This is a genomic window from Halobacterium noricense, from assembly GCF_021233435.1.
Classification (GTDB): Archaea; Halobacteriota; Halobacteria; order Halobacteriales; family Halobacteriaceae; genus Halobacterium; species Halobacterium noricense.
On record NZ_CP089468.1, the window covers coordinates 95,460 to 107,053 of the forward strand.

The 11,594-nt window shown below is 68.0% G+C and carries 11 protein-coding genes; 7 read left to right on the forward strand and 4 right to left on the reverse strand.

Going from position 1 to position 11,594, the window contains the following annotated elements; translation table 11 throughout:
• Window positions 1–171: 171 nt before the first annotated feature.
• Window positions 172–372 (forward strand): DUF7472 family protein, encoded by a 201-nt coding sequence (locus LT974_RS00555; RefSeq protein WP_232588602.1) that lies wholly within the window; start codon window positions 172–174, stop codon window positions 370–372.
• A gap of 8 nt (window positions 373–380) precedes the next feature.
• Here the strand turns inward: LT974_RS00555 and priL are convergent, their stop codons facing one another.
• Window positions 381–1,472 carry a DNA primase regulatory subunit PriL gene (gene priL, locus LT974_RS00560; protein WP_232588603.1) on the reverse strand — a complete coding sequence of 364 codons (1,092 nt, stop codon included), beginning with the start codon at window positions 1,470–1,472 and terminating at the stop codon, window positions 381–383.
• A gap of 99 nt (window positions 1,473–1,571) precedes the next feature.
• Here priL and LT974_RS00565 point away from each other — a divergent pair, with 99 nt between their 5' ends.
• Window positions 1,572–2,180, forward strand: a complete 609-nt coding sequence (locus tag LT974_RS00565; protein ID WP_232588604.1) for a protein sorting system archaetidylserine decarboxylase — start codon at window positions 1,572–1,574, stop codon at window positions 2,178–2,180.
• A 456-nt stretch (window positions 2,181–2,636) separates the two neighbouring features.
• Here LT974_RS00565 and LT974_RS00570 read toward each other — a convergent pair whose 3' ends face one another.
• The 3 genes from LT974_RS00570 to LT974_RS00580 all read right to left on the reverse strand — a co-directional run bounded on the left by LT974_RS00570 (window position 2,637) and on the right by LT974_RS00580 (window position 6,254).
• On the reverse strand, window positions 2,637–3,761 hold the full coding sequence (locus LT974_RS00570) for an ORC1-type DNA replication protein (RefSeq protein WP_232588605.1): 1,125 nt from the start codon (window positions 3,759–3,761) through the stop codon (window positions 2,637–2,639).
• A gap of 87 nt (window positions 3,762–3,848) precedes the next feature.
• On the reverse strand, window positions 3,849–5,849 hold the full coding sequence (locus LT974_RS00575; protein WP_232588606.1) for an endonuclease MutS2: 2,001 nt from the start codon (window positions 5,847–5,849) through the stop codon (window positions 3,849–3,851).
• Window positions 5,850–6,077: 228 nt separating this feature from the next.
• Complete coding sequence (locus LT974_RS00580) at window positions 6,078–6,254, reverse strand: DUF7470 family protein (RefSeq protein ID WP_230888282.1); 177 nt, start codon at window positions 6,252–6,254, stop codon at window positions 6,078–6,080.
• Between the two features lie 106 nt (window positions 6,255–6,360).
• Between LT974_RS00580 and eif1A the strand changes: the two genes are divergently transcribed.
• The 5 genes from eif1A (at window position 6,361) to thsA (ending at window position 11,508) form a co-directional block, all read left to right on the forward strand.
• The gene (eif1A, locus tag LT974_RS00585; RefSeq protein ID WP_232588607.1) at window positions 6,361–6,648 is read left to right on the forward strand and encodes a translation initiation factor eIF-1A; all 288 of its coding nucleotides are present in this window, start codon (window positions 6,361–6,363) and stop codon (window positions 6,646–6,648) included.
• A 10-nt stretch (window positions 6,649–6,658) separates the two neighbouring features.
• Window positions 6,659–7,546, forward strand: coding sequence for a serine/threonine-protein kinase Rio1 (gene rio1 / locus LT974_RS00590; RefSeq protein ID WP_232590289.1), 888 nt, complete (start codon window positions 6,659–6,661; stop codon window positions 7,544–7,546).
• A gap of 199 nt (window positions 7,547–7,745) precedes the next feature.
• Window positions 7,746–8,882 (forward strand): tryptophan--tRNA ligase, encoded by a 1,137-nt coding sequence (locus LT974_RS00595; RefSeq protein ID WP_232588608.1) that lies wholly within the window; start codon window positions 7,746–7,748, stop codon window positions 8,880–8,882.
• Between the two features lie 165 nt (window positions 8,883–9,047).
• Complete coding sequence (locus LT974_RS00600; protein WP_232588609.1) at window positions 9,048–9,599, forward strand: KH domain-containing protein; 552 nt, start codon at window positions 9,048–9,050, stop codon at window positions 9,597–9,599.
• A gap of 229 nt (window positions 9,600–9,828) precedes the next feature.
• Window positions 9,829–11,508: a thermosome subunit alpha gene (gene thsA, locus LT974_RS00605; RefSeq protein WP_408611690.1), complete on the forward strand. Its 1,680-nt coding sequence runs from the start codon at window positions 9,829–9,831 to the stop codon at window positions 11,506–11,508.
• Window positions 11,509–11,594: the final 86 nt, after the last annotated feature.

Here is an 11,594-nt window from a genome sequence, read left to right on the forward strand (position 1 = left end):
GTATGGGTGCTGGAGACGCGTGAACCCCGCAAAATCGGGGTGGCTATACGACTCCGGGCCCTACTAGCTCGGACGACGAATCGCCGGCCGTCGGCGGGGCTGTCGGCCGCGAGTCGCGGCTGGCGTGACGGCTTCGAAGCGCTTTTGCCCGGGCCGACGAAATCTCGAAGTATGTCCGAAGGGCCCGACGCCCGCCTCGAAGCGGGTATCGCCATCCTGTCTACTCTCGTCTTCATCGCCATCCTCGTGGCCGCCGGCACGATGAGCGAGGGGTTCGGTGAGACGGGCGCCTACGGCGTCGTCGCTGCCGTCGTCGTCTTCATTCTCGTGATGGCCGGCGTCGGCTACTGGCTCTCCGGGAAGCAGGAGTAGAACAGCGGTCAGGCTTCGGCGTCGTCCGCTTCGGCGTCCTCGTTCTCGCGCTCGCGCCAGTCCTCTAAGTCATCGTCGTCCTCGTCGTCGAGTTTCGCCTCGTAGTACGACAGCGGGTGATTGATGGCGTCGCAGAGGTCGTCGGGGTTCACGCAGTCCCCGTAGGCCTTCATCGTCGCACACGACGGTGCCGTGTACTCCGTGGGGCTGGACTCGCCGCGGATGTGGTCGGTCTGATAGCGGGTCATCTCCTCGCCGAACCCCGGATTCACTTTGTAGATGTCGACGATTTCGTCGGTCGTCAGCCCGATGTTCGCGAGGAACGTCGTGATGGCGAAGCGGCTGTGGTGTGGGAGGTGTTCGCCGCGCTGCACTTGGTCGAGGAGGTGCTGCATGCACGGTGGGAACAGTTCCGGGACGACCGTGTCGATTTCGCGCGTGAGGTCCATCTCCGAGAGCACGTCCCGTACGGCGGCCTCCGGGCCTTCGAGGGCGTCGGCGACCTCGTCGGGGACGTTCAACGGCAGGCCCTCGGCGACCCGGTCCCGGACGGCTTCGCGGAGGAGCGTGTCGAGTTCAGGCTCGCTGACGGGGACGCGGCCGTCGTCGAGGGCGCGGTTGACGAGCCGCCACTTGTCCGGGCGCAGCGACGACGACAGCAGGAGGTACGTCGGCACGTCCACGTCGTAGCCGTCCTGGGTGGCGTGGACGTGGCTCGTCAGGTCGAATTCCCGGAGGAGGTCGTCTCGGGAGAGACTGCCGTCGTCGCCGACGCTCTTGAACTCCGAGTCGTCGGTCTCGTCGGCGGTGAAGCGCTCGTAGGCGGCGTTGGCTTCGGCGTCGGCGTACTTCCGCACGAGTACGTGTTCGTCGACGACGGAGACGAGCACGCGCGCCACGGGGTAGGAGAGCAGTTCCACGCGGTCCGAGCGCGCGCGCTCGCCGACCTCGCCGTTCGTGAGCGAGCCGACGACGCGTTCGCGGGCGCGCTCGACGACCGCGTCGTCCTCGGCGACGACCGCCGCGAGGTCCACCCCGGCCTCCTGGACCGCCTGCCGGGATTCGCCGAGGAACGGGTAGCGAGCGTGGCGCGCGTTCATCGACTCCTTTCTTGCGAGCGGACGCCGATAAACACCCCGGCTCGGACCTGCCCCAGCAGCGACCGAAGGGCTATCGGTGACGGACGGCCAAGGACGGGTATGTTCGCGCGTGGCCCGTGGAAGTGGACGTACGCCCTGCCGGCGGCGGTTGCCGGCGCAGCGCTGTTGTTCGTGTCGTCGCTGTGGGGCGTCGCGGCGCTCGCGCTCTCGGGGTTCGTCGCGTGGTTCCACCGCGACCCCGAACGCACGCCCGACGGTCAGGGCGTCGTCACGCCCGCGGACGGCAAGGTGTCGGTGATTCGGGAGGCCGACGACGGCCGCCTCCGCGTGGGCGTGTTCATGAACGTCCACGACGTGCACGTGAACCGCGCGCCGCTCTCCGGCACGGTCGAAGCCGTCGACCACCGCGCGGGCGGCCACCGCCCCGCCTTCGACAAGGAATCGGAACACAACGAGCGCGTCCGCGTCACGTGCGACGACTACGAAGTCGTCCTCATCGCGGGTGCGTTCGCTCGTCGCATCCACCCCTACGTCGAACCCGGGGACGAACTCGCGCGCGGCGACCGCATCAGTCACATCTCCTTCGGCAGCCGCGCGGACGTGATTCTCCCCCCGGAGTACGACCGCGACGATCTCCGAGTCGAGAAGGGCGAGAAAGTCAGTGCAGGCGAAACGGTGGTGGCGCGCCGGTCGCCCGACCAAGAATAGGACGAAGGCAGAACGAATGCCACCACTATTTTGACAGATACACGACGACTCTGCGGTATGTCCATGAGCAAGTCGTCCATGGGCGGCGGAACGGGCCTCACGACACTCATCGGCTACCTGCTGTTCCTCGCGGCGCTGGGCGTCGCGCTCGTCGCGACCTACCTGACGCTGACGCCGTGACCCGCTGCTGAGCGTGCCGCCGAGCGGGAGAATCGAGCTAGCATCCGCGAGCCGAGTGGTCTGAAAGACCCGAGGCGAGCGGTTCACTCGCGGCGAAGCCGCAAGGCCGACGACCGACTAACGCGCCCTGCGGGCGCGGCTGGAGGGAGAAGTGCTTTTTCCGCAAGTTTTTGCAAGCCGAGCGAGACCGAAGGTCTCGCTGGCCGTGCGAACGGGCGCTCCGCGCCCGTGAGCAGACGAGCGGCCGGAGGCCGCGAGCGCTGGAAAAAGTGCGTCTTAGAGCTGCTCTTTGACGGCTTCGGGGTCGTGCGTGAGCCGGAGCGTCCGCGAGCGCCCGCGGCCGTCGAGTTGCTCGTACTCCGCGTCGATGAGTCCGAGCTTGTCGAGCTTGTTCACGATTTCCGTGTACCGCGTGTACCCCAGGTCGGTGCGGTCGTTGAAGGCGTCGTAGACGTCGCCGGCTTGTTCGCCGTCGCAGTCCGCGACCGTCTCCACGAGCGCGCGCTCGGTGTCGGAGAGCGCGCGCAGGCTCCGCGAGAGGTGGATGTTCTTGGCTTCCTCGGAGACCGCGTCCACGTCTTCCGGTTCGACGGTGGTGCTCGCGCGGGATTCGGCGTGGAGGCCCGCGCGCCGCAGCAAGTCGATGCCGACGCGGAGGTCGCCGGCCTCGTCCGTGAGTTCCGCGACGCGGTCCAGCACCGTCGTCGGCACCGCGTCGTCGCGGAAGCCGACGTCGACGCGATTCCGGAGGATGTCCGTGATTTCGCCCCGGCCGTACGACGGGAAGTACGCCTCCTCGGGCCGGAACACCGACTGTACGCGGCCGTCGAGGTTCTCGATGACGTCCAAGTCGAGGTCCGAGGACACCAGGATGACGCCGACCTTCGCGCCCGAGTGCGTCTCGTGGGCGCGCAGCAGCGAGTACAGCGTGTCGGAGGCCTCGTCCTCGTAGAAGAGGTAGTTCACGTCGTCGAGCGCCACCACCAGCACTTCCTCGTCGTCGGCGATGCGCTCGGCGACCTGGCCGAACAGTTTCTTGAACGAAATCCCGGAGGAGGGCGGCTCGTAGTCGAAAATCTCCTCGAAGATGCGGGAGAACACCGCGTACCGCGTGGAGTCGACCTGGCAGTTCACGCGCACCGTGCGGACGCCGTGCTGGCCGCCGAGTTCGCCGAACAGCTTCTGGACCGCCGTCGTCTTCCCGGTGCCCGGCGGTCCCCGGACCATCACGTTCAGCGGCCGGTTGCCGCGGACGGCCGGGCGCAGCGCGTACTGCAGCGTCTGGAGTTGGGACTCGCGGTGCTGGAAGACCTCCGGGACGTAGTCGATCTCGAAGACGTGCTCGTCCCGGAACACGGACTCGTCCCAGCCCAGCATCCCCTCCTCGGGGTCGTCGCTCATCACTTTCACCACGCTCGCGAACCCACTTAACCCTTCGCCACAGAACCGGCATTCGCCGCCGAGAGCCGGCGACGCTCCGGATTCGCGTCAGAACTTCCCGAGCAATCGGTCGTAGAACGACCCCGCGGACGCGCCGTCGTCGCCTTCCGTCCCGTCGCCCTCGGTGGCCAACTTCTCCACGATGAGCTCCGGCGTCGAGCGCGCGAGGTGGTCCTTGACGGGGGAGCGCTCGACGACCAGTTCGCCGTCCTTCAGCCCCCGGGCGCGGATGCCGTCGACGGTCACGTCGAACCCACACTGGTCGCGTATCTCGCCCGCGAGGTGGGAGACGAACACGCCGGACGCGCCCGCCTCGTGGAGTTCTTCGAGGATGCCCGCCACGATTTTCGCCGAGGCCCCCGGCTCCGTGATGGACTCTAGCTCGTCCACGAGCACGAGTTTGCGCGCCGCTCCCTCCGTCAAGCCCGCGAAGTCCCGGAGCGTCGCCTCGAACGCGCCCGCGTCCAGCGTCCCCTGTGACTTCGCGTAGTAGTGCAGTTCCTCGACCTCGGGCACTCTGGCGGACTCCGCGGGTACCGGGAGGCCCATGTGCGCGAGCACGACCACGACCGCCACCAGGTCGAGCGTGCTCGTCTTCCCGCCGGAGTTCACGCCGGAGAGCAGCGCCACGCCGTCGACGCCGTAGTCCACGGGCTCGACCTCGTCGAAGGCGACGTCGAGAATCGGCGAGCGCCCGCCCTCGATGTCGAACCCGCGGCCGCCGCGCTCGGCGAGCACGCAGTCGAAATCGTCCGCGAACCGCGCGACCGCCAACTCCACGTCCAATTCGAGCGCACGCTCCACGAGCCCACGCGTCGGCTCCCGGAGGTCCGCCAGCGTCGCCGCGAGTTCGCGCTTGCGCTCGGCGCTCCGGCGGTCCCGGGCCGCGGTCAACTCTTCGCGCAGCCGGGAGACGGCTTCCGGGTCGTGGTCGACGGGGAACGTCGGCGAGTCCCCGAACGCCTGTCGGGCGACGCTGGCCTCCCCGTCACGCAACGCCAGCGCGTCCACGAGGTGGGCGCGCGCGGCGTCGACGGCGTCGGCGTACTCGTCGGCGAGCTCCCGCGAGAGCAGGCTGTCCACGCCCGCACCGCGCTCCACGAGGCTCAGGAGGTCCGAGCCCTCGATGGTGACGTCCTGCTCCTGGATGACCTCCCGGAGTTGGTCGTTCGCCACGGACTCCGCGGTCGACACCGCCGCGTCGAGGTCGTCTACCGCGGTCGAGAGTCGGTCGAGTTCGTCGTCGCCCGCGACCGCCCCCTCGGAATCGAGTTGCGCGAGCGCCGCGTCCAGTTCGTCGAGGTCCACGTCCGTTTCGAGGCCGGCGGCTTCGTGGACGGCGACCGCGGCGCGGATGCGGTCGCGGTTCGTCGCGAAGAACGAGAGCACGCGCTCGGGGACGACCTCCTCCGGGCGCTCCAGCGCGTCGGGTTCGACGCGCACGTCGCCGTCGACCTCCACGCCCGCGAACGCCTCGTCGAGCGCCACGACCGTCGAGTAGCCGCGCGCGAGGTCAGCGAGCCCGCGGGCGTCCTCCGCGACTTCCACCGACAACTCGGGAAACGCGTCCCGGGCTTCGCTGTACGTCTCCGCGTCCGTCGTCGCCAGACACCTATCTCGCACTGCGAGCGCGTCGGCCCGCGACAGCGGCTCGACGCCCGCCAGCGCATCCAGCACCTCCGAGTCGGGGTCGAGCGCCATCGCGTCGTCCGCGAACTCGTTGACCTCGGCGATGCGGGACTCGGTAGCGCTCGGGTAGAACGTGCGCAGCCGCTGGCTCGCGTAGTCGGTGACCGCGCGCTCCTGCAGCAGCGCGAGCACGCGCTCGTACACCTCGCTGGCGCGGTCCGTCGCCAGGAAGCCGCCGGAGTCGTCGTGACGCGCGCGAATCGCGCCGCGGACGATGCGCGCGGCCCGCCCGTCGGTGACGCCCGGCGCGCGAGCGACCGCCGCTACGTCCCCACGCCGTAGTGCGTCTTCGGGGTTGTCGAGGGATCGCAGCGACTCCGCGGTCTTCGCGCCCACGCCGGGAATCGCCTCTAACTCCATCGCCGTGGGGTACGTGACTCACACGTAATAAGGTCTTACGCGGAGCGTCGTCGTTCGCAACCGAGAAACCACCACCGACGAGCATCCGCGAGCGCCGACGGCGCTCGCGGTTCACTCGCGGCGAAGCCGCGAGGCCGACGAACCCCCGAAGGGGGTGAGGAGTGCTTTTTCCGCAAGTTTTTGCCCGGGAGGGCGCCGCAGGCGCCCTCCCACAGCAAAAAGTGCGTTTTAGAACCCGAACATCCCCATAACCGACTTGGCGGCGCGGCGCACGACGAGCGCGAGGCCGAGCAGGACGAGGACGAGGCCGGCAGCGACGATGGGGGCGTTCCACGCGACGACGCCGATGCCGGCGAGAATCAGCAGGACGCCGAACAGTCCGGAGAGGCCGAGTTTGTCGAGCATGTGCGGGACGAGCGCCACCACGGGGGTAAGCGTACTGGTCCGGCGTGGGGTCGTGTACACCCCGAATTGTACAGGGTTTAAACCGCTCGCTGTCCTATCTGGGCCCATGAGCGACGACGAAGGTGGACGCACGAACCTTCGGATGCCCGAGGACGACGAGGTGTTCGCGGAAGTCACAGACATGCTCGGCGCGAACCGCGTCCGGGTTCGTTGCGCGGACGGGGAGGAGCGGACCGCCCGCATCCCCGGCCGGATGCAGAAGCGCATCTGGATTCGAGAGGGCGACGTCGTGCTCGTCGAGCCGTGGGATTGGCAGGACGAGAAGGGCGACGTCGTGTGGCGATACGAGAAATCGGAGGCGGACCAACTACGTGACGAAGGACACATCAAATAATGGGTCGGCGGTGACCGACGGGTTCGGTCTCGCCGAGGACACCGAGGGAGCGTCCGGCGACGAGTTCGAGGAAATCGACGTCTCGGACACGGAAGCGGACCGCATCGCACGCAGACAGGACCGGGAGTTCGCGGAGTTCCGGAAGCGTCTGAAGGACAACGAGCGGTTCAAACTCGACGACGGCGCGTTCGACGACGCGACGTACGCCGCGATCTACAAGCTCGTCGAGGACGGCTACGTGGGCGCGTTCGGCGGCCCGATTTCGACCGGGAAGGAGGCCAACGTCTACGAGGCGCTGGACCACGACGGCGGCGACGTCGCGGTCAAAGTCTACCGCATCAACGCGTCGAACTTCAAGCAGATGCGGGGCTACCTCGAAGGCGACCCGCGCTTCGAGGGGATTCGCGGCGACAAGAAGGCGGTCGTGTTGTCGTGGACGCGCAAGGAGTTCGCGAACCTCCAGCGCGCCCGCGAGGCCGGCGTTCGCGTCCCCGAGCCCATCGCGGTCCAGCGGAACGTGCTCGTGATGGAACTCATCGGACGGGAGGGTGACGCCGCGCCGACGCTGAACGACGTCGACGTGGACAACCCCGAGACGGCCTACGAGGTCGTCCGCGAGTACATCCGCCGGCTGTACGACGCGGGGCTCGTGCACGGCGACCTCTCGGAGTACAACCTCGTGGTGTACGACGGCGAACTCGTCGTCATCGACGTCGGGCAGGCGGTCACCATCCACCACAACAAACACGACGAGTTCCTGCAGCGGGACTGCCGGAATATCGCGAACTTCTTCGCGCGACAGGGCGCGGATGTCGACCCCGAGTCGCTGTACGACTACGTCGTCGAGAACGCGTCGCCGCGGTCGGACGAGACGACCGACCGCCCCGATGACGAGTAACCGACCGCAATCGTTTTTACTGGATTCCGACTACTGCCGAGTATGCGGCCCGCTCCCACTGGCTGGCGCTGGCGTGCTCCGGGAGCGGGCAGTCTCGTCGCCGCGGCCTGACGGGCGTCACCCGGTCGGGTCGGGCGCGTGGCTCCCTCGCTTCTCTCGCGCATCGCTCCGCCGAGCACCTGCCACACCCACTACACACATGCCAACCGACTCCGTCACACCGTACAGCGTCGCGGGCGACGTCGACTACGAGAAACTGCTCGCCCAGTTCGGCGCGGACGCACTGACCGACGACCAACGCCGCCGCTTCCCCGACCACCCGCTCGTGCGCCGCGGCTCGTTCTACGCGGGCCGCGACGTGGACGCGTTCCTCGATTCGGACGAGCAGTCCGTGGTCACGGGCATCGGGCCGTCCGGGCCGATGCATCTCGGGCACGCGATGGTGTTCTACTTCGCGAAGCGCCTGCAGGACGCGCTCGGCGCGCGCGTCTACGTTCCCGTCTCGGACGACGAGAAGTACTGGTTCAAGGACCAGACCGCCGCGGAGACCGCCGACTACCTCGAAGACAATCTTCGGGACCTGCTCGCGGTCGGCTTCGACCCCGAGCTGACCAGAATCGTCGTCGACACCGAGGACGCGGACGTGGTCTACCCGCTGGCGACGGCGTTCGGGCGGGACGTCACGAACTCCACGCTCGAAGCCGTCTACGGGACTCCGGCGAACGTCGGGCAGGGGTTCTACCCGGCCGTGCAGACCGCGCACCTGCTCCTCCCTCAGCTCGTCCACGGCGCTCACGAGACGCTCGTCCCCATCGCCGTCGACCAGGACCCGCACGTTCGCGTGAGCCGGGACGTCGCCGCGAAAGCCCGCTACCCCGCGAGCAAGCCCGGCGCGCTGCTGATGCGGTTCCTGCCGTCGCTGGGCGGTCCCGGGAAGATGAGTAGCTCCGAGGGCGTCGCGATTCGGCTCACGGACGACGCCGAGACAGTTCGACAAAAAATCCGCGAGCACGCCTACACGGGCGGCCGCGCGAGCGTCGCGGAGCACCGCGAGCACGGCGGCGACCCCGAGGTCGACGTCCCGTTCCAGTACCTCGCAGCGTTCTTCGAGCGCGACGACCGCGAGCTCGCGCGCGTCGAGCGCGACTACCGGCGCGGCGACCTGCTCTCGGGCGAACTGAAGGAGCTCGCCGCCGACCGCATCGTAGACTTTCTCGACGGGCACCAGCGCCGCCGCGACGCGCTCGGGGACGTCCGCGAGGAGCTCGCAGCCTACCGACTGACGGCGGACGAGCGCGAACGCGCGCGTGCATCGGTCGGCTTCCAGCGTGAGTGACGCGAGCGGGACGGCGACGAGGCGCGGGTGGCCGTCGAACCCACGGCGACGAGTTCGAACTCGTCGTCGACGAGTCGCTGTCCGTCAGCACGCCGGAGCGGGCGTGAACCGGTCACACGGCGGGAGAGAAGGCTTTTACGCGCCCGTCCAGTATTCTGGTGTATCATGAAACACGTGAAGATTCCGCAGGACCGCATCGGCGCGCTCATCGGCGAGGGAGGTGAGACGCTGCGCCGCATCGAGCAGGCCGCCGAGGTTCGCCTCGACGTCGACTCCGAGGACGGGTCGGTCGCCATCGAGCGGACCGGCGACCCCGTTCGCGGGATGCAGGCGCCCGAAATCGTCCGCGCAATCGGCCGCGGGTTCGACCCGGACGCCGCGCTCAGCCTGCTGGACGACGACATGCGGATGTTCGAGACGGTGGACATCGAACGCGCCGCCCGCAACGACAACGACCTCCGTCGCAAGAAGGGCCGGCTCATCGGCGAGAACGGCCGCACGCGCGAACTGATGGAGGAACTCACCGGCGCGAACGTCGTCATCTACGGGTCGACGTTCGGCGTCATCGGCCAGCCCAACGAGGTCGACATCGCCCGGTCGGCCGCAGAGATGCTGCTCGACGGCGCGCCCCACGGCTCCGTCTACTCGTTCCTCGAGCGCAAGCGCGCCGAGGAGCTCAAACAGCAGGGCATGGAGTACCACGAGTTCTCCGGCTGAGGCGGCACGCGCCGAGTTTCTGCAGTTTTGCGCTCCCTGGGGTGGTTCTTTGCTCTGTGTTTGCCGAGCGCGAGCGCCGTCTTTCGGCGGGAAACCGCGATTTAAGCATAAATACCCCATCACGAGTTTTCGAATTTGGCGTTGACTGGCGTATCAGCGCGTCTCCCCGGGTGTGTCACTCCCTTTCGCACAATCTTTAAATAGAATCGCATTCAATCAAACAGTGACTATGGCGCAGCAGATGGGTAATCAGCCGCTTATCGTACTTTCGGAGGACAGCCAGCGCACCTCCGGAGAGGACGCGCAGTCGATGAACATCACCGCCGGGAAAGCCGTCTCCGAGGCCGTACGTACCACACTCGGCCCCAAAGGGATGGACAAGATGCTCGTGGACTCCACGGGTGAAGTCGTCGTCACGAACGACGGCGTCACCATCCTCAAGGAGATGGACATCGAGCACCCGGCGGCCAACATGATCGTCGAGGTCGCCGAAACGCAGGAGACCGAAGTCGGCGACGGCACCACCTCCGCCGTCGTCGTCTCCGGTGAACTCCTCTCCGAGGCCGAGGACCTCCTCGAACAGGACATCCACGCGACCACGCTCGCGCAGGGCTACCGACAGGCCGCCGAGCAGGCTCGCACGTTCCTCGAGGAGAAGGCCGTCGACATCTCCCCGGACGACACCGAGGAGCTGGAGAAGCTCGCCGCCACCTCGATGACCGGGAAGGGCGCGGAGAACGCCAAGGACGTCCTCTCCGGCCTCGTCGTGCGCGCCGTCCAGTCCGTCGCCGACGACGATAGCGTCGACACGGACAACGTCAAGGTGGAGAAAGTCACCGGCGGCGCCATCGAGAACTCCGAACTCATCGAGGGCGTCATCGTGGACAAGGAGCGCGTCAACGAGAACATGCCCTTCGGCGTCGAGGACGCCAATATTGCGCTCGTCGACGACGGCCTCGAAGTCAAGGAGACCGAAATCGACACCGAAGTCAACGTCACCGACCCCGACCAGCTCCAGCAGTTCCTCGACCAGGAAGAGGAGCAGCTCGAGGAGATGGTCGACGCGCTCGCGGCCGCCGGTACGAACGTCGTCTTCGTGGACGGCGGCATCGACGACATGGCCCAGCACTACCTCGCGGAGGAAGGCATCCTCGCCGTCCGTCGCGTGAAATCCGACGACTTCACCCGTCTGTCCCGCGCCACCGGCGCGACGCCCGTCTCGAACGTCACGGACGTCGAAGCCGACGACCTCGGTGAAGCCGGCAGCGTCGCCCAGAAGGACATCGGCGGCGACGAACGCATCTTCGTCGAGGACGTCGAAGAGGCGAAGTCGGTCACGCTCATCCTCCGCGGCGGCACCGCGCACGTCGTCGACGAAGTCGAACGCGCCATCGACGACTCGCTCGGCGTCGTTCGCGTCACGCTCGAAGACGGCAAGGTGCTGCCCGGTGGCGGCGCTCCGGAGACCGAGCTCGCGATGCAGCTCCGCCAGTTCGCGGACTCCGTCGGCGGCCGCGAACAGCTCGCCGTCGAAGCGTTCGCGGACGCCCTCGAAGTCATCCCGCGCACCCTCGCAGAGAACGCGGGCCACGACCCCATCGACTCCCTCGTGGACCTCCGTAGCCAGCACGACGCCGGCAACTCCGCGGCCGGCCTCGACGCCTACACCGGCGAAGTCATCGACATGGACGCCGAAGGCGTCGTCGAGCCGCTCCGCGTGAAGACCCAGGCCATCGAATCCGCCACCGAAGCGGCGACGATGATTCTCCGCATCGACGACGTCATCGCCGCGGGCGACCTCGCTGGCGGCCAGGTCGGCGGCGACGAAGGCGGCGACGAAGGCCCGCCCGCCGGCGGCCCCGGCGGCATGGGCGGCGGTATGGGCGGCGGCATGGGCGGGATGATGTAGTACCTTTTTCCTGCACTCACTCGGGCGCTACCGCGCCCTCGTTCGCTGGGAAAAAGCTACGCTAAAAAGCCCCGTCGGACCCCACT